The organism is Streptomyces sp. NPDC043867, assembly GCF_056435845.1.
In genome coordinates, this window is the sequence record NZ_JBWKDS010000033.1 from 60821 (window position 1) to 77883 (window position 17063).

At 73.9% G+C, this 17063-nt stretch carries 17 protein-coding genes; 13 read left to right on the top strand and 4 right to left on the bottom strand.

The window, feature by feature from the left end:
* Nucleotide 1: 1 nt before the first annotated feature.
* The 8 genes from AC069T_RS28080 (at nucleotide 2) to AC069T_RS28115 (ending at nucleotide 7351) form a co-directional block, all read left to right on the top strand.
* Nucleotides 2-838 carry a PPK2 family polyphosphate kinase gene (locus tag AC069T_RS28080; RefSeq protein WP_478785419.1) on the top strand — a complete coding sequence of 279 codons (837 nt, stop codon included), beginning with the start codon at nucleotides 2-4 and terminating at the stop codon, nucleotides 836-838.
* A 108-nt stretch (nucleotides 839-946) separates the two neighbouring features.
* Entirely contained in the window at nucleotides 947-1801 is an 855-nt protein-coding gene (locus AC069T_RS28085) for a polysaccharide deacetylase family protein (RefSeq protein WP_478785399.1), read from the top strand.
* Between the two features lie 92 nt (nucleotides 1802-1893).
* The gene (locus AC069T_RS28090; RefSeq protein ID WP_478785400.1) at nucleotides 1894-2097 is read left to right on the top strand and encodes a hypothetical protein; all 204 of its coding nucleotides are present in this window, start codon (nucleotides 1894-1896) and stop codon (nucleotides 2095-2097) included.
* 96 nt (nucleotides 2098-2193) lie between these two features.
* On the top strand, nucleotides 2194-2928 hold the full coding sequence (locus AC069T_RS28095; protein ID WP_478785401.1) for a peptidyl-tRNA hydrolase: 735 nt from the start codon (nucleotides 2194-2196) through the stop codon (nucleotides 2926-2928).
* A gap of 128 nt (nucleotides 2929-3056) precedes the next feature.
* Nucleotides 3057-3848, top strand: a complete 792-nt coding sequence (locus tag AC069T_RS28100) for a DUF4142 domain-containing protein (protein WP_478785402.1) — start codon at nucleotides 3057-3059, stop codon at nucleotides 3846-3848.
* Between the two features lie 197 nt (nucleotides 3849-4045).
* A complete protein-coding gene (locus AC069T_RS28105; protein ID WP_478785403.1) occupies nucleotides 4046-5506 on the top strand; it encodes a multinuclear nonheme iron-dependent oxidase in 1461 nt (486 codons plus the stop codon).
* A 250-nt stretch (nucleotides 5507-5756) separates the two neighbouring features.
* The gene (locus AC069T_RS28110; protein WP_478785404.1) at nucleotides 5757-6548 is read left to right on the top strand and encodes a DUF4142 domain-containing protein; all 792 of its coding nucleotides are present in this window, start codon (nucleotides 5757-5759) and stop codon (nucleotides 6546-6548) included.
* A gap of 44 nt (nucleotides 6549-6592) precedes the next feature.
* A complete protein-coding gene (locus tag AC069T_RS28115; protein WP_478785405.1) occupies nucleotides 6593-7351 on the top strand; it encodes a TIGR04222 domain-containing membrane protein in 759 nt (252 codons plus the stop codon).
* A 318-nt stretch (nucleotides 7352-7669) separates the two neighbouring features.
* Here AC069T_RS28115 and hemQ read toward each other — a convergent pair whose 3' ends face one another.
* Nucleotides 7670-8389, bottom strand: coding sequence for a hydrogen peroxide-dependent heme synthase (hemQ, locus tag AC069T_RS28120; protein ID WP_358853119.1), 720 nt, complete (start codon nucleotides 8387-8389; stop codon nucleotides 7670-7672).
* Nucleotides 8390-8393: 4 nt separating this feature from the next.
* Nucleotides 8394-9869, bottom strand: coding sequence for a protoporphyrinogen oxidase (gene hemG / locus AC069T_RS28125; protein ID WP_478785406.1), 1476 nt, complete (start codon nucleotides 9867-9869; stop codon nucleotides 8394-8396).
* 160 nt (nucleotides 9870-10029) lie between these two features.
* Here hemG and AC069T_RS28130 point away from each other — a divergent pair, with 160 nt between their 5' ends.
* Both AC069T_RS28130 and AC069T_RS28135 read left to right on the top strand, forming a co-directional pair.
* Nucleotides 10030-11046 (top strand): DUF4349 domain-containing protein, encoded by a 1017-nt coding sequence (locus tag AC069T_RS28130; protein ID WP_478785407.1) that lies wholly within the window; start codon nucleotides 10030-10032, stop codon nucleotides 11044-11046.
* Nucleotides 11047-11073: 27 nt separating this feature from the next.
* A complete protein-coding gene (locus tag AC069T_RS28135; RefSeq protein WP_478785408.1) occupies nucleotides 11074-12483 on the top strand; it encodes an FAD-dependent oxidoreductase in 1410 nt (469 codons plus the stop codon).
* A gap of 286 nt (nucleotides 12484-12769) precedes the next feature.
* Here AC069T_RS28135 and AC069T_RS28140 read toward each other — a convergent pair whose 3' ends face one another.
* A complete protein-coding gene (locus AC069T_RS28140) occupies nucleotides 12770-13105 on the bottom strand; it encodes a hypothetical protein (protein WP_476750008.1) in 336 nt (111 codons plus the stop codon).
* Between the two features lie 126 nt (nucleotides 13106-13231).
* Between AC069T_RS28140 and AC069T_RS28145 the strand changes: the two genes are divergently transcribed.
* Nucleotides 13232-14047: a rhomboid family intramembrane serine protease gene (locus AC069T_RS28145; RefSeq protein ID WP_478785409.1), complete on the top strand. Its 816-nt coding sequence runs from the start codon at nucleotides 13232-13234 to the stop codon at nucleotides 14045-14047.
* 7 nt (nucleotides 14048-14054) lie between these two features.
* Here AC069T_RS28145 and hemE read toward each other — a convergent pair whose 3' ends face one another.
* Complete coding sequence (gene hemE, locus AC069T_RS28150; RefSeq protein ID WP_478785410.1) at nucleotides 14055-15125, bottom strand: uroporphyrinogen decarboxylase; 1071 nt, start codon at nucleotides 15123-15125, stop codon at nucleotides 14055-14057.
* Between the two features lie 155 nt (nucleotides 15126-15280).
* Between hemE and AC069T_RS28155 the strand changes: the two genes are divergently transcribed.
* Nucleotides 15281-15949 carry a DUF3000 domain-containing protein gene (locus AC069T_RS28155; protein WP_478785411.1) on the top strand — a complete coding sequence of 223 codons (669 nt, stop codon included), beginning with the start codon at nucleotides 15281-15283 and terminating at the stop codon, nucleotides 15947-15949.
* A gap of 370 nt (nucleotides 15950-16319) precedes the next feature.
* Entirely contained in the window at nucleotides 16320-16979 is a 660-nt protein-coding gene (locus tag AC069T_RS28160; protein ID WP_478785412.1) for a helix-turn-helix transcriptional regulator, read from the top strand.
* Nucleotides 16980-17063 lie beyond the last annotated feature (84 nt).

Sequence of the window (17063 nt, forward strand, 5' to 3'; positions counted from 1 at the left end):
GCTGCGGGAACTGCTGCGCGTCCCCGCGGGCGCGCCGGTCGACCTCTCCTCCTACGACACGAAGGGTGCGCCCGGCGGCCCCGCCGACAAGGCCGCGGGCCGCGAAGCCACCGCCCGGATGGGAGAACAGCTGGCCGACCTCCAGGAACGCCTGTACGCCTCGGCCACGGCGGGTGACCGGCGCCGGGTCCTGCTGGTGCTCCAGGGTATGGACACGAGCGGCAAGGGCGGCACGGTCAAGCACGTCATCGGCCTGTTCAACCCGTCCGGCTGCCGCATCAGGGCGTTCAAGGCACCGACCCCGCAGGAGCGCAAGCACTCGTTCCTCTGGCGGGTCAGGAGGGCGCTGCCGCAACCCGGCGAGATCGGCATCTTCGACCGCTCGCACTACGAGGACGTCCTGATCGCGCGGGTCCGCGAGCTGGCCCCGCGATCCGAGATCGAGAGCCGCTACGGCCGGATCGACGACTTCGAGAAGTCCCTCGCGGACGACGGCGTGACCGTGATCAAGTGCTTCCTCCACATCTCGTACGAGCAGCAGCGCCGGCGCCTTCTGGCCCGCCTCGACAACCCGGACAAGCACTGGAAGTTCAGCTCCGCCGACATCGACGAGCGGGCCCTGTGGCCGGCCTACCAGGAGGCGTACGAGACCGCACTCGAACGCTGCTCGGGGATCCCCTGGCACGTGGTCCCGGCCGACCGCAAGTGGTACCGCAACTGGGCGGTCAGCAAGCTCCTCCTCGAACACCTGGAGGCTCTGGACCCGCAGTACCCGAAGGGCGACTTCGACGTGGCGGAGTGCCGGGAGCGACTGCTGGGCCAGACCCTCTCGCCCTGAGGCCGGCCGGGGCGGCCGGGCGGCCGGGCGGGTGACGTCGCCGGCCGGTCGGCACGGCACGTACCCGCGATGGGCGATTAGTCACATTTACCCGGATACCTTCATCGGGTGATCATTCTTGTACGGCACATCGCCGCCGTCTGCGTGCTGAGCGCCGCCCTGGCCGCCTGCGGCTCCGCCGACGCCCCGTCGCCCGCCCGGCCGTCGGCGGCGTCCGCCCGCCCCTCGGCCACCGCCCGCTCCGTCTCCCCGACGCTCGCCCCGGGGCCCGCCGGCCTGACGCCCGTCTTCACGAACGGCCCCCGGACCCGGGACCGGACCGTCGCGCTCACCTTCGACGCGGACATGACCGCGGACCAGGGGGCGCGGGCCGCTTCCGGCGAGCGCTTCGACAACCCGGGGCTGATCTCCGCGCTGCGGGAGCTGAAGGTGCCCTCCACCGTGTTCATGACGGGGCGGTGGGCCGACGAGTATCCGCGGGAGGCCCGGGCCGTCGGGCGGGACCCGCTCTTCGAGGTCGCCAACCACTCGTACAGCCACCACGCCTTCACGGGCGACTGCTACGGCCTGCCGACCGTGCCGCGGGAGCGGATGAGGTCCGAGGTGGAGCGGGCGTTCGCCGCGTTCCGCCGGGCCGGGGTGCCCGATCCGAAGCCGTACTTCCGGTTCCCCGGCGGATGCTACGACCAGCCGGCGCTGCGGGCGCTGAGCGCGTCCGGCGTCACCGCCGTGCAGTGGGACGTGGTGAGCGGGGACGCGTTCGCGACGGACGCCGACGCGGTGGCCCGGCAGGTGCTCGACGGGGTCCGGCCCGGTTCCGTCGTCGTCATGCACTGCACGCGCAGCGCGGCCCCGACGACCGAGCCGGCGGTACGGACCATCGTGCCCGAGCTGCGCAGGAAGGGGTTCCGGTTCGTGAAGGTGTCGGAGCTGATCGGCGCGACGGCGGCCCGCCGCTCCTAGATCCGTCCACGGCGAGAGCGCGTGCGTGACATCGCGGGGCGCCGTTCCGGCGGGGCGGACGGTTGCGGGCGGGCCCGGCCTACGCTGGAGGCATGAGCGACTACTGCGACACCGGCGCGGACCGGAGATCGGGCCCGGAGCGGGCCGTCGACCCGGTGCCTGCGGCGGACGGGCCGCCGTTCGCCGAGTGCGTGCTGTGCCGGAAGCCGACCGAGTACCCGGAGTCGTACAAGGGGGCCACGCTGTGCCCCGTCTGCGAGTGGCAGGAGGCGCAGCGCACCGCCTGCTCGGGCTGACCGGTTCCGGCGGGACCGGCCCGACGAGTGCCGCGTCCCGCCCGCGGGCACAACCGCCCCACAGGGGCCGATCTTGCGCCTGGCAGACTGGACGGCGTGACCAGTGATCCGAGCCCCGTCGACCCCGCGCCGTCCGGCGGCAGTCCCTTCCGTTCCGAGCGCACGGCGCGCGACGAGGCGGCGCAGTTCGTGCTGCCCCTGGTCGTCCGCATCGAGAAGACCGCTCCCCCGGCGCGTACGGACGCGCTGGAGACGGCGGCGCGCGCCGTGCTGACGGTCCTGAGCGACGAGCGGTCGCTCGGGGACGGGGAGTGGGCGCAGCGCGTGCGGGACTGGCAGGACGCCCGGATCCGCAAGGTGGTGCGCCGGGCGCGCGGCGCGGAGTGGCGGCGGGCCGAGGCGCTGCCCGGCATCACGGTGACCGGCAAGTCCGCCGAGGTCCGCGTGTTCCCGCCGGTCCCGCTGGACGGCTGGCCCAAGGAACTGGCCCGCCTCCAGGTCTCCGGCACGGACCTCGAGGACCCGGAGCCCCCGGTGGACGCGGACCCGACGGCGCCCGTGCTCTGGCTGAGCCCGGACCTGGACATGTCGGCCGGCAAGGCGATGGCCCAGGCGGGGCACGGGGCCCAGCTGGCCTGGTGGGAGCTGTCGGAGGAGGAGCGGGCCGCCTGGCGCGACGCGGGCTTCCCGCTCGCGGTCCGTACGGCCGAGCCCGCCGCGTGGAGCGGACTGACCGCCTCCGGGCTGCCGCTGGTGCGCGACGCGGGCTTCACCGAGATCGCGCCGGGGTCGTGCACGGTGGTCGCCGACCACCCCGCGCTGCGCCGCTGACCCCCTCTTCCGCAAAGATCCGGCACTTCGCCGGGGCGATTGAACAGCACAGCCGTCCCGTACGTACCTCCTGGCGCTGGCCAAGCACAGGTTCCCAACGACCAGTTGGTTTTCCCCGGGAGGCTCATTTGCGGCGTATCAACGGTACGGCCCTTGTCATCGCGGCGCTCGTCGCCACCGTGGGCGCGCTCGCGTTCCCCGTGTGGTCGTACGCCGACCGCTCGGGCACGGGTCCGTCGAATCTGGCGGCCGGGACGGTGAACACCCGCTGGGGTCCCCTCTCCGCCTCCGACCGCGACCTGATCGTGCGCGTACGGCTGGCCGGGCTCTGGGAACTCCCGGCCGGGCAGCAGGCGATCGAGCGGGCTCCCACGAAGGCGATCAAGGAGGCGGGCGATCACCTGATCGTCGGCCACACCGACCTCGACAAGCGGGTACGGATCATCGCGGCCCAGCTCGGCGTCGAGCTGCCGAACCAGCCGAACGAGCAGCAGCAGGGCTGGCTGGACGAGCTGACGGCAGCTCAGGGCAAGGACTACGAGCGCAAGTTCGCGAACCTCCTGCGGTCCGCGCACGGCAAGATCTTTCCGGCGATCGGCGCGGTGCGCAACAGCACCCGCAACACGTTGGTGCGGCAGCTCGCCTCGGACGCCAACCAGACCGTGCTCGACCACATCACGGTGCTGGAGAAGACGGGTGACGTCGACTTCGACGCCATCGCCAACGACACGGCGGCCGGGTCGACCGCCAGCCCGACGGGACCGCCGCCGCCCAGCGTGGGGGCGTCCCCGGCCCCGGTGCCGCCCGCGGAGCCGTCCGGCCCTGTCGACGTGTCGTCGAGCCCGTCGCCCGCGGCCCCGGGGGAGGTCAACACGAACCGTCCGGAGCCCAGCGGCGATCCGGCCGGCGAGGTGGGCTGACCTACAGCGAGCCCGCCCGGAGGGGACCTTCAGAACCTCAAATGTTGCTCTGAAGGTCCCCTCCGGCGGGTTGGGCCCCGGTTTCCGGGGCCATCACCCCGTCACGCCGGAACACCGGTCCGCCGCGGGGGGCGTCGTGAACAGACGGCACGCAGGGTCCGGTCGGGACGTGACGTGACGCAGAAGGGGGCAGGGACATGCAGCAGCTGGGGACGGGGATCGGGTGGCGCCCGGAGATCGCGGACGCCGTCGAGCGCATGCCCGGCATCGACTGGGTCGAGGCCGTCGCGGAGAACGTGTGCCCCGGGCACCTTCCCGCCTCACTGCTGCGGCTGCGCGAGCGCGGGGTGACGGTGGTGCCGCACGGGGTCTCGCTGGGCCTCGGCGGCGCGGACCGCCCGGACGAGTCCCGGCTCACCGCGCTCGCCGAGCGGGCACAGGCGCTGGGCGCGCCGCTCGTCACGGAGCACATCGCCTTCGTGCGCGCGGGCGGCCCGCTCACCGCGTCCCCGCTGCTGGAGGCGGGCCATCTGCTGCCCGTCCCCCGCACCCGGGACGCGCTGGACGTCCTGTGCGAGAACATCCGCGCCGCTCAGGCCGCGCTGCCCGTTCCGCTCGCCGTCGAGAACATCGCGGCGCTGATCTCCTGGCCCGGCGAGGAGATGACCGAGGGGCAGTTTCTCTACGACCTCGCCGACCGCACCGGCGTACGGCTGCTGATCGACGTCGCGAACCTCCACACCAACCACGTCAACCGCGGCGAGGACCCCGCGAAGGCGCTGGACGAACTCCCGGTCGAGGCCATCGCCTACGTGCATGTCGCGGGCGGCTTCGAGCGCGACGGCGTCTGGCACGACAGCCACGCCCACCCCGTCCCCCGGCCGGTCCTCGACATCCTCGCCGACCTCGCCTCCCGGGTCTCCCCGCCCGGAGTCCTGCTGGAGCGCGACGAGAACTTCCCCGCTCCCGGGGAGCTGGAGCGGGAACTGACGGCGATCCGGGAGACGCTGCGCACGGCGGCCCCCCGGGCGGCCGGCTCCGGAGCCGCGCGGACACCCGTCTTGGAGCCGGCGGCCTCCACCGGGACCGGAGCCGCCCGGACACCCGCCTCGGAGCCGGCGGTCCCCGCCGGGCCGGCGGCGACCTCCGCCGAATCCGGCGTCACCGCCGCCGAGCCCGCCGAGCCCGCCGAGCAGGTTGTCGCCTGCGGCGAGAGCGTCGGCTCCGCCGACGAGGCCGACGGCGCCGCCCGGCAGCGGCTCGCGCTCGCGCAGGCCGCGCTGCTCTCGGCGCTCGTCGCGGGCACCCCGGTCCCCGAGGGATTCGACCGGGTGCGGATGGGCGTACAGGCCAGGGCGCTCGCCGCGAAGCGCGCGGACGTGGTCGCCAAGGTCGCCCCGGAGCTGCCCCGGATCCTCGGCGACACGTACCGGCCCGCCTTCCTCGCGTACGCGCAGCGGCACCCCATGACCGGCGGTTACCGGCGGGACGCCCTGGACTACGCCGAGCACCTGCTGCTCGCCGGGCGCCCCGAGGACGCGGAGGCCCGGCGCCGGCTGCGCGACTGGTGGCTGGACCGGTCCGGGCCGGCGCCGCGCTCCGAACGCCCGACGGCCCGCCTGGCCCGGGCCACCCGGCGCGTCCTGCTGCGCCGCTGATCCGCCGCCGTCCTGGCGGCGCCCGACGGGGAGGGTCACCGGGTGTGCCCGGACCGACACCCTTGCCCCGGCCCGTCTGCGATTCGACCCCTCTCGCGGTGATGTGGGGGTGGACATATCCCCCACGTCCGGCACCCGCGCGCCGCCGCGGAACCCGTTCCTCCTGCAGGGCAGTTGGCGTACGGACGGCAGTAATATGCCAATCCGCACCCGAAGCGCACTAGCGTGCGGTGCCGCAACAGGAGGCACCATGCGATCCATCAACCGCAAAGGACTGGCCGACGGAACCGGGCTCGTCGTCGCGGGCCTGACGGCGACCCTCGTCGCGCTGGTCTTCCCGGTCTGGTCGTACGCCGACCGCTCCGGCACCGGCCTGGACACCCTGAACGCGCAGACCGTGTCGACGCGGTTCGGCCCGCTGTCCGGGCTGGACCGGGAGTTCATCACGAAGGTCCGGCTGGCCGGCCTCTGGGAACTGCCCGCGGGCCAGCAGGCGCAGGAGCGCGGTACCACCCAGGCCGTACGGACCGCGGGCGGGCACCTCATCGAGGGCCACACCTTCCTCGACGCCCGCGTCCGCAACGTCGCCGCGCGGCTCGGCCTCGAACTGCCCAACCAGCCCAACCCGCAGCAGCGCGAGTGGCTGGCCACGCTGGACGCCGCCCACGGCGCGGAATACGACCGGGAGTTCGCGAACATCCTCCGCAGGGCCCACGGCAAGGTCTTCTCGGTGGTCGCCCAGGTCCGCGCGAGCACCCGCAACTCCCTCGTGCGCGACCTCGCCGACGACGCGAACACCACCGTGCTCGACCACATCAAGGTCCTCGAGGCCACCGGGTACGTCGACTTCGACGCCCTCGCCGAGGACGCCGCCACCGCCGCCCCGCCCCCGCTCACCGACTCCCCCGCCCCGCCCGGCCCCACGGCCTCCGCCAGGCCGCCCGTCCCGGTGAGCCCCTCCCCGGGCTACCCGCTGCCCCCGGCCGCGTCCAGCCCGAGGCCCCCGGAGGACGGCGAGGACGGCACGGCGTCCGCATCGTGAATAAGGTGTGGCGCTCCTCAGCCCGTGTCGCGTAGAAAAACGCCATGTTCTGGGTCCTGCTTCTGCTCCTCGCCTGGGTCGCGACCGGGTCGGCCTGCACCCGGCTGTGCCTGGCCGCCGTACACGCGGCGGCCGTCGACGAGCAGGCGGGCCGCGGGCACGAACTGACGCTGTACGAGGCCGCGTTCCTGTCCGGCGGGCCGGAGCGGGTCGCCGATCTCACCCTGGTGTCGATGGCCCGCCAGCGCCGGCTGCTGCTCGCGCACACCGGCTGGGCGACCGTCGTGGACCCGGACGGGCGGGACGACATGGAGCGTTCGGTGCTGGGCGCGATAGGCCCGCGGGGACAGTCCCGGATAGCGCCGGTGCGGCGGACCACCGCGGCGGCCGACGCGGTGCGCGGACTCGCCGACCGCCTCGTCGCGGCCGGGCTCGCCGTGCCGGACGGGGCCCGTACGAGCGTGGCCGGCGGCGTCCGCCAGGTCCGGGCGGCCGCTGCGGCCGTCCTCGCGCTGGGCGCCGCCGCACTGCTGCTGCCAGGACCGGCCGGCGAGGACCGGAGTCTGATCGCCCTCTGGTTCGCGCTCCCCCTCGTCCTGGCCTTGAGCTGCCTCGCCATCGCCCGGATCGAGATCCACCCGTACACCCGCTGGGCCTCCCCGGCCGGACAGCGGCTGCTGGGCGCGCTGACCCGGTGTCCCTCTGGCACGGGGGACGACCGTACGTACCTGGCCGCCGTGGCCGTGCGGGGCATCCGCGCGATCCGCGAGCCGGAGCTGCGCGCCGCCTTCGCCCACGGCTAGGTCGTGTCCGCAAAGTCTCGTCGTCCGCCCGGAGGGCGGGTTCCGCGGCGTCTGGTGCATGCTCTCGCCGTGCCGGGCGGAGACCCTCGTACTGGACGTACTTGGGGCTTCGCCCGGTGCGGCGAGAGTGCGTGCCAGGCGTCGCGGAACAGGCGGGACTTTGCGGACACGGCCTAGTACTGGGCCTGTCTGTAGGCGCACCTGCTGGACGGCCGGGCCCCGGAGGGGGCGCGGACTGCGCCCCCCGTGCCGAGCCGGCGCCGGTGCCGCCGGGTGACCGCGCGTGGGCGGCCCCCCCGGCAGCCGCGGACGCGCCGGTCAGGCGAGACCGGCGACCAGCTCGGCGACGTCCTTGCGGCGGCCCGTGTAGAACGGGACCTCTTCACGGACGTGCATCCGGGCCTCGGAGGCGCGCAGGTGCCGCATGAGGTCGACGATGCGGTACAGCTCGTCGGCCTCGAAGGCGAGGATCCACTCGTAGTCGCCGAGGGAGAACGACGCGACGGTGTTGGCCCGCACGTCCGGGTAGCCGCGGGCCATCTTGCCGTGGTCGGCGAGCATGCGGCGGCGGTCCTCGTCGGGCAGCAGGTACCAGTCGTAGGAGCGCACGAACGGGTAGACGCTGATGTAGTTCCGGGGCGTCTCGTCGGCGAGGAACGCCGGGATGTGCGAGCGGTTGAACTCGGCGGGGCGGTGCAGCGCCATGTTCGACCACACCGGCTCCAGGGCGCGGCCCAGCCGGGTGCGGCGGAAGAGGTTGTACGCCTCCTGGAGCTGGTCGCTGGTCTCGGCGTGCCACCAGATCATCAGGTCCGCGTCGGCGCGCAGTCCGGACACGTCGTACGTACCGCGGACGGTCACGTCCTTGGCGGCGAGCTGGTCGAAGAGCTCCTGGACCTCGTCGGCGTAGCCCGCGCGGTCCTCGGGGAGGGCGTCACGGAGCTTGAAGACGGACCACAGCGTGTAGCGGATGACCTCGTTGAGGTCCTTGGCCAGCTTGCCCTTGTTCGGGATCTTGGCGGGGGCGTCGTCACTCATGGGGCTATTCTCCCGCGCCGCCGTGCAGACTCTGCACCGGGTTCGCGGTCAGCGCGTCCAGTCCGGCGCGGTCGCCCCGCAGCGCGTCCACCGCCGCGTACGCGCTCGCGATGCACGCCGGGATGCCGACGCCGTCGTACGCCGCGCCGCAGACGGCGAGGCCGGGCAGCCCGGCGACGTGCTCGCGGACGCGGGCCACGCGCGCGTGGTGCCCGACCGGGTACTGCGGCAGGCCGTCGTACCAGCGGGTGACGCGGCCGGCGACGGGGGCGGCGGTCAGGCCGGTGGCCTCCCGCAGGTCGTGCCGGGAGACGCCGACGAGGTCCTCGTCGTCCCGGTCGAGCACCTCGCTCTCCCCGTACCGGCCGACGGAGGTCCGCACGACGAGCAGGTCCGGGTTCTCCTCGTCGATCCAGCCCCACTTCTGGGAGGCGAACGTGGACGCCTTGATGGTGCGCCCGTCGACCGGCGGCACCAGGAAACCGCTCCCCTCGGGGAGGGTGACGTCGGCGCGGCGGTAGGCGAGGGTGATGAGCGCCATGGACGCGTACTCGACGGCGGCCAGCTCGGCCGCGGCCGCGGGTGCCTCGGCGCGCAGCAGGGCGGCGGCGGCCGGCGCGGGCAGGGCGAGCACGACGGCGTCGGCGTGCAGGACCCGGTCGCCGGCGGTGATCCGCCAGCCGGCGTCCGGCCGGCCCCGCGGGCCGGTGCGGCGCAGCTCGGTCACCGGTGCGCCGGTGACGATCTCACCGCCCCGGGCGCGGACCGACTCGGCGACCGCGAGGGGCAGTTGCCCGACGCCGCCCCTGATGCCCATGAACACGGGGCCGGTCCGGCTGTCGGCGGCCGCCTTGTCCTGGATGTCCCGGACGGCCTCGGTGAGCGAGTCGTGCGTGCGGGCGGCCCGGAAGAGCTGCGGGACGGCGGAGCGCATCGAGATGCGGTACGCGTCGCCCGCGTAGACCCCGCCGAGCAGCGGTTCCACCAGGCGGTCCACGACCTCCCGGCCGAGCCGCTCGGCGACGTGGGCGCCGACCGCGACGTCGTCGCCGATCTCCGTGCGCGGCAGGTCGGCGTCGCGCCCGATGCGGCGCAGTCCCTCGTCCGAGAGGAGTCCGGCGAGGGCGGCGGCGGTGCCGGGGACACCCATGACATGCCCCTTGGGCATGGGGCGCAGGGCGCCGCGGGTCCAGACCGAGGCCGTCGCGGTGGCGGGCGGCCCCAGCCGGTCCGCCAGGCCCACCTCGCGGGCGAGGGCGACGGCCTCCGGGCGGCGCGCGAGCATCGACTCGGCGCCGAGGTCGACCCGCGCGCCCGCGATCTCGCCGGGCAGCAGTTTGCCGCCCACACGGTCCGACGCCTCCAGGACGGTCACGCGCACACCGGTGTCCAGCAGGCGGTGCGCCGCCGCCAGTCCCGCGATCCCGCCGCCGACGACGACGGCCTGTCCCGAACCGGTACGAGTGTCCTGTGCACGCATGCCTCCACCCTCTCAGACCCCGCCGGCGGTCCCGCCCCGAGGCCGGTGTCCTGCGCGAGTCCTTTCCGTGACCGCATCGGAACCGGATCATCCCAACGTCCCGGCCGGTCCGGGCGTCGAAGGAGCGTCAGTCATCACGACACACCCGGGGGATGCCCGCATGCAGACACGACGCTCGGTACGACCTGTACAGGCCCTGGCGGGAGTTCTCCTCGCCGCCGCTCTCGCGCTGACGGGGTGCGGCGGCGCCGACGACTCCCTGGGCAGTTCCTCGGACGGCGACTCCAAGGCGTTCGCCCCGGGTGCCCAGGAGGGCGGCAAGGGGGCCCGGGACGCCGGCGGGGGCGCCGCGGACCGGAGCAAGGGCGGCACGTCTACGGGCACCGCCGCGCCCAAGCCCGCCGACAGCCACATCATCCGCACGGCCTCGCTGACGGTCCGGGTCAAGGACGTGCCCGACGCGCTGGCCGACGCCCGCACCACGGCCGAGAACGCGGGGGGTTTCGTCGGCAACGAGACGATGACCCGGGACGGCGGCGGCCGCGAGCGGACCCGGGTGATCCTGCGGGTGCCCACCGAGCGGTACGAGGAGGTGCTCGACGAACTGGAGGGCGCCGGCAAGCTCCTCGCCCGTACGGCCAGGGCGCAGGACGTCACCGAGCAGGTCGTCGACGTGGAGAGCCGCGTCAAGTCGCAGCGCGCCAGCGTGACCCGGATCCGCGAGCTGATGGACGAGGCCACCAAGCTCAGCGACGTGGTCGCCCTGGAGGGCGAGCTGAGCAGCCGTCAGGCCGACCTGGAGTCCCTGCTCGCGCAGCAGGCCTCCCTGAAGGACCGTACGAGTCTGGCCACGATCACCCTGTCCCTGTCCGAGAGGCCGGTGAAGGAGTCCGACGGGAAGGACGAGGATCCGGGTTTCCTGGACGCGCTCGCGGGCGGCTGGCACGCGTTCGTCACCACGCTGCGCTGGATCGCGGTCGCGTTCGGCGCCGTCCTCCCCTTCCTGGCTGGCGCGGCGCTGCTCGTCCTGCTGTGGGTGCGTGTCGTACGGCCCCGGATGTCACGCAGGACGGCCCCGGCACCCGCGGCAGGAACGCTCCCGGCCGCCCCGACCGTCCCCGAGCAGCCGGGACAAGGCGGGCAGGCCCGCACGACGGAGGGACGCGAGCGGGACTGAAATGCCGCGTCCCCGTAGCGTGTTCGCATGAGCATGAGCCATGGGAGCGGTACCGGCCGGCGGAAAGAGCGACTGGTCGTGATCGGCGGCGACGCGGCGGGCATGTCCGCCGCGTCGCAGGCACGCCGGCTGCGGGGTGCGGACGAGCTGGAGATCGTGGCGTTCGAGCGCGGCCACTTCACCTCCTTCTCGGCGTGCGGCATCCCGTACTGGGTGGGCGGTGACGTCACCGACCGGGACCGGCTGATCGCCCGCACTCCGGACGAGCACCGGGAGCGCGGCATCGATCTGCGGATGCGCACGGAGGTCGTGGAGATCGACGTGACGGGTGCCCGGGTCCGCTCCCGGAACCTGGACTCCGGGGCCGAGGAGTGGACCGGGTACGACAAGCTCGTGATCGCGACCGGCGCGCGGCCGGTCCGGCCCGACCTGCCCGGCGTCGACGCGCCCGGAGTGCACGGCGTGCAGACCCTCGACGACGGCCAGGCGCTGCTCGACACGCTGGCCGCCACCGAGGGGCGGCGCGCGGTGGTCGTCGGCGCGGGCTACATCGGCGTGGAGATGGCCGAGGCGCTCATCAGACGCGGCTACGAGGTGACGGTCGTCAACCGCGGCAGGGAACCGATGTCCACCCTCGATCCCGACATGGGCCGTCTGGTGCGCACGGCCATGGAGGGCATGGGCGTCACCATGGTGAACGACGCCGAGGTCACCAAGATCCTCACCGCCGGCGGAGGCCGGGTCCGGGCGGTCGCCACGCAGGACGCCGAGTACCCGGCGGACGTGGTGGTGCTCGGCATCGGCGTACGTCCCGAGACCGGGCCGGCCCGGTCGGCCGGGCTGCCCGTCGGCGAACACGGCGGGCTGCTCACCGACCTCGCCATGCGGGTCCGCGGACACGAGAACATCTGGGCGGGCGGCGACTGCGTCGAGGTCCTCGACCTGGTCTCCGGACGCGAGCGGCACATCGCGCTGGGCACGCACGCCAACAAGCACGGGCAGATCATCGGCAGCAACGTGGCCGGCGGGTACGCCGTCTTCCCGGGCGTCGTGGGCACGGCGGTGAGCAAGGTGTGCGAGCTGGAGATCGCCCGCACCGGACTGCGCGAGAAGGACGCCCACCGCGTCGGGCTGCAGTTCGAGACGGTCACCGTCGAGTCGACGAGCCGCGCGGGCTACTACCCGGGCGCCGCCCCCATGACGGTGAAGATGCTCGCCGAGCGCCGCACGGGACGCCTGCTGGGCGTACAGATCGTGGGCCGCGAGGGCGCGGGCAAGCGGGTCGACGTCGCCGCGGTGGCGCTCACCGCGGGCATGACGGTGGAACAGATGACCGCCCTCGACCTGGGCTACGCCCCGCCGTTCTCCCCGGTGTGGGACCCGGTCCTGGTGGCGGCCCGCAAGGCGGTGGCGGCGGTACGCGACAACGCCGGCTGAGCGGCGCGCGTCCGGCCCGGGGTCGCCTCCCGGCAGTCCCGGTCACTTCTCTCGGGGCCCGCGCGACAGCCGGGCCCAGGGCCCCGGGGAACCGCGGTGACCTCCGTCGCGACGCGGGCGACGGCCCACCCGGGGGCGCGGGGAACTGCGCGGCCGGCCGCAGCGGACCCGCGGCCCTCCGACGGCCCACGCACCCCCACGCCCGTACCCCGGGCCTCGGGCCTCGGGTACGGGCGCGCCCAGGAGCCGTCCGCGCCGAGGACCGGCCCGCCCGCGACGGCACGGCTCACGCCGACTCGTGCTGCCCGGTCCCGTTGATCCGCTCGATGGCCTGCCGGGCCTGCTCCGCGGGCGGGCGGCCCGGCAGCGAGGACACGGACGCCGCCGACGGCATCGACGGGGCCTGCGCGGGCGCCGGCTTCGCGTGGGCGGCCGGCCGGGCCGACCGCAGCCGGTGGCTGACGGCCTCGTCGAGAGTCACCGGCCGCTGCATGCGGGCGGCGAGCCGGCCGGCCTCCTGGCCGAGCGCGGCGAGGTCCTCCCAGGGCAGGTGCAGTACGAGGGCGATCTCGGCCTCGCCGTCGGGCAGGGCGTGCATCGGAGGAGTAACTCGCTCGTTCATCGCCTGTGTCCTCACGTCTTCCTCGCGTCGCGGCTTCCCCGCGCCACGGGCGGTCGAGGAGTCATACGCGGGCGCGCACGGACGCGTTCACCGGTTCACCCCACGGATCGGGGGCAGTAATTCCCTGTGGTCATCCCCGTCCATGACGTGAACCCGGCCCGCCGTACGCCGTACGTGACGTACGCGCTGATCGCCGGCAACGTCCTCGCGTTCCTCCTCACACCGGGCACCGCCGGATCGGTGGCGGGCCAGAGCGAACTGGCGCAGCTGTGCCATCTGCAGGCCTTCCTCGACCAGTACGCCGCGGTGCCGCAGGAGCTGATCCACCACCACCTGCCGCGGACCGTGCCCACGGGCGGCGTCGGCGTCGGCCCGCAGGGGCCCGGCTGCCTGGTGGGTCCGCCGGACTACGACAAGTCGCCGCCGCTCTCGGTCCTGACGGCGATGTTCCTGCACAGCAGCCGGCTGCACCTGCTGGGCAACATGCTCTTCCTGCTGATCTTCGGCAACAACATCGAGGACCGGCTGGGGCACGTGCGGTTCACGCTGTTCTACGCCGTCTGCGGCTACGCGGCCACGTACGGCTTCGCGCTCCTCAACGACGGCTCGGGGGAACCGCTGATCGGCGCCTCCGGAGCGATCGCCGGGGTCCTCGGCGCGTATCTGGTGCTCTATCCGAGGGCCAGGGTCTGGGTCCTGGTCCCGTTCCTGGTGTTCCTGCCGCTGCGGCTGCCGGCGTGGATCGTGCTGGGCTTCTGGTTCGTGCTCCAGGCGGTGTACTCGTCCGGTGGCGGGGTCTCCGACGCCGGGACGGTCGCGTACGCGGCCCACGTGGCGGGTTTCCTCGCGGGCATGCTGCTGGCCTGGCCGCTGCGGCCGGGCACCCCGCCCCCGCCGGAGCCGCGCAGCCTGCTGTGGGGCAGGCAGGCGCGGCACGCGTGAGGGGCCGTCAGCGGGCGGTGAGCGTGTGGACGTGCTCGACGAGGCGGGTCAGCGCGTCCGGGTCCGTGGTCGGCAGGACACCGTGGCCGAGGTTGAAGACGTGGCCCTCCAGACCGGCGGCGGCGTCGAGCACCTCGCGGGTCGACCTCTCCACGGCCTCCGTCGAGGAGAAGAGGACGGCGGGGTCCAGGTTGCCTTGGAGCGCCTTGCCCGGGCCGACGCGGCGGGCGGCCTCGTCGAGCGGGACTCGCCAGTCGACGCCGACGACGTCCGCGCCGGCCTCGCCCATGAGGCCGAGGAGTTCGCCGGTGCCGACGCCGAAGTGGATGCGCGGGACGCCGTACCCGGCGACGGACTCGAACACCTTCGTCGAGGCGGGCATCACCGAGCGGCGGTAGTCGGCGGGCGCCAGGGCGCCGACCCAGGAGTCGAAGAGCTGGACGGCGCTCGCGCCGGCCTCGATCTGCACCTTGAGGAAGGCGGAGGTGATCTCGGCGAGACGGTCGAGCAGGTCGGCCCACAGCTGCGGGTCGCCGTACATGAGCGCCTTGGTGTGCTCGTGGTTCTTGGACGGGCCGCCCTCCACCAGGTAGCTGGCGAGGGTGAACGGAGCACCGGCGAAGCCGATGAGGGGGGTCTCGCCCAGCTCGGCCGTCAGCAGCCCGATCGCCTCGGTGACGTACGAGACGTCCTCCGGGGTCAGGTCGCGCAGCTGCGCGAGGTCGGCGCGCGTGCGGATCGGCTTCTCGACGACCGGGCCGACGCCCGGCTTGATGTCGAGGTCGATGCCGATGGCCTTGAGGGGGACGACGATGTCGCTGAAGTAGATCGCCGCGTCCACGTTGTGCCGGCGGACCGGCTGGAGGGTGATCTCGGCGACCAGCTCGGGCCGCATGCAGGACTCCAGCATGGGGATGCCCTCGCGCACCTTCAGGTACTCGGGGAGTGAGCGCCCGGCCTGCCGCATGAACCACACCGGAGTGTGCGGCACGGGCTCGCGCCTGCACGCCTTGAGGAAGGCGGACTCGTACGTGGCTGTCGGCTGCTGGCCCGGGGGGCGGCGATCGTTGGCACTCACGTCGGAAAGTCTCGCACGCCCCGGCGGCCGTCCCGTCCCGGGCACCGGGCGCCGACGGCGCGGGACGCGTGTTCGCGCGGCGCGATCCGGACAGTGGCGCCGCGCACGGGTGTCTCTCCCTGCGCGAGGGCTCCGTTCCCCTTAATCTTCCCCGCATGGCTGCGGCTCAGGGACGACTGTCGGACGGCGCTGGCGGAATGGACGACTCGAAGGAGGGGGACGGGGATGCGACGGCGGCGGCGCCGCCGCCCTTCCGGGCCGCCGTCGAGGCGCTGAGAGCCGCGCGCCCGCGGCCGGAGATCGAGATCGACCCGACCCGCCCGCCGCAGCGCCTGGCGCCCTACGCGTACGCCCTGGAGGCCGCGGTCGTCCAGGACGACGAGGATCTGGCCGACGGCCGGCTCGTCCTGCTGCACGACCCGGCGGGACACGACGCCTGGCAGGGGTCCTTCCGGCTGGTGACCCTGGTCCGGGCCGAGCTGGAACCGGAGATGGCGGCCGACCCGCTCCTTCCCGAGGTGTGCTGGTCGTGGCTGACCGGCGCGATGCAGGCGCGCGGGCTGTCCTACGGCGAGCCCAGCGGCACCGTCACGCGCGCGAGTTCGCACTATTTCGGTGGCCTCGCGGAGCGCCCGTCCGCCTCCCAGATCGAGATCCGGGCGTCGTGGACGCCGCGCGAGGGGCTGGGCGGTGTCCCGGACGCGGGGGCGCACTTCGCCGCCTGGTGCGATCTGCTGTGCCAGGTCGCCGGGCTCCCGCCGGCCGGTCCCGGCGACGCGTCGGTGGTCACCCTCCCGCAGCGCCGGGGTCCGCAGTCCCGCTGAGTCGCGCGCGGCACGTCCCAGCGCATCGGCCTCCCGGCCGGTGCGCTTCTTGCTGCGCCCGCCCCGCCCGCACCCGCTCCCGCTGCACACCCTCCGGGCCCGCACGCCGGCCCCTCCGTGTCACCGACCACTGATCGTCCCTTTGTCGATACGACCACTTTCGGACGCGTTATGACGCGGAGCGACTCGGTTCGATCTTCGGATGATCGATAGCGTGTCCGAATTGCACGGATTGTTACTCACTAAATCGTGATCATTCTCTAAAGGCGGACGGGTTTGATGCCGAAGACGTCTGTGACCTTGAAAGCACGGTTCATCCCGGCTTCATCCCCACAGCCGGTCCCCCCGTCCCCGCACCCCAGGAGGCCTGGTGTCCGTTCTCCTTGAGCAGCCCGCAAGCCTGGTCGCCTACCGCCCGAACAAGCCGACCGCCATGGTGGTCGTGGCAGACCCACGGGTCCGTTCCACCGTCACACGCCACCTGTGGGCGCTCGGAGTACGCGACGTCATCGAGGCGTCGTCCGTCGCGGAGGCCCGTCCCCGAATCGGCAACCCGCGCGACATCTGTGTCGCCGAAGTCCACCTGCCCGACGGCAGCGGGCTCACCCTGCTGTCCGAGACCAGAGCCGCGGGCTGGCCCAACGGCCTGGCCCTGTCCGCAGCCGACGACATCGGCGCCGTGCGCAACGCCCTCGCGGGCGGCGTGAAGGGCTACGTCGTCACCGGTACGCGGACGAACCTGGGGCTCCCGAACCGCCCCGGTGCCTCCCCCCTCGGCGGCGCCGCCCGCATGCACCGCCGCCCCCCGGGTGCCCCGAGCCACCCGGGCGGCTACCGCGAGCTGTCCGGCCGTGAGGTCGAGGTGCTCCGCCTCGTCGCGGAGGGACAGTCCAACAAGGCCATCGGCGTCTCGATGGGCCTGTCCGCACTGACCGTCAAGAGCCACCTCGCCCGGATCGCCCGCAAGCTCGGCACGGGCGACCGCGCCGGCATGGTCGCGGTGGCGCTGCGCACCGGCATCATCCACTGACCCTGCGACGGGTCCTCCCCGACCGTGAACCGGATCTTTCACCGCGGTGACTGGTTTACGCCCCCCGGACGCCCGCCGACGGAA

What these genes read in the sequence shown, in the direction of transcription:
- AC069T_RS28090 (WP_478785400.1), top strand. Translation starts at nt 1,894, where the DNA reads ATGAGCGACTACTGCGACACCGGCGCGGACCGGAGATCGGGCCCGGAG.
- AC069T_RS28105 (WP_478785403.1), top strand. Translation starts at nt 4,046, where the DNA reads ATGCAGCAGCTGGGGACGGGGATCGGGTGGCGCCCGGAGATCGCGGAC.
- AC069T_RS28110 (WP_478785404.1), top strand. Translation starts at nt 5,757, where the DNA reads ATGCGATCCATCAACCGCAAAGGACTGGCCGACGGAACCGGGCTCGTC.
- AC069T_RS28115 (WP_478785405.1), top strand. Translation starts at nt 6,593, where the DNA reads ATGTTCTGGGTCCTGCTTCTGCTCCTCGCCTGGGTCGCGACCGGGTCG.
- hemQ (WP_358853119.1), bottom strand. Translation starts at nt 8,389, where the DNA reads ATGAGTGACGACGCCCCCGCCAAGATCCCGAACAAGGGCAAGCTGGCC.
- hemG (WP_478785406.1), bottom strand. Translation starts at nt 9,869, where the DNA reads ATGCGTGCACAGGACACTCGTACCGGTTCGGGACAGGCCGTCGTCGTC.
- AC069T_RS28130 (WP_478785407.1), top strand. Translation starts at nt 10,030, where the DNA reads ATGCAGACACGACGCTCGGTACGACCTGTACAGGCCCTGGCGGGAGTT.
- AC069T_RS28135 (WP_478785408.1), top strand. Translation starts at nt 11,074, where the DNA reads ATGAGCATGAGCCATGGGAGCGGTACCGGCCGGCGGAAAGAGCGACTG.
- AC069T_RS28140 (WP_476750008.1), bottom strand. Translation starts at nt 13,105, where the DNA reads ATGAACGAGCGAGTTACTCCTCCGATGCACGCCCTGCCCGACGGCGAG.
- AC069T_RS28155 (WP_478785411.1), top strand. Translation starts at nt 15,281, where the DNA reads ATGGCTGCGGCTCAGGGACGACTGTCGGACGGCGCTGGCGGAATGGAC.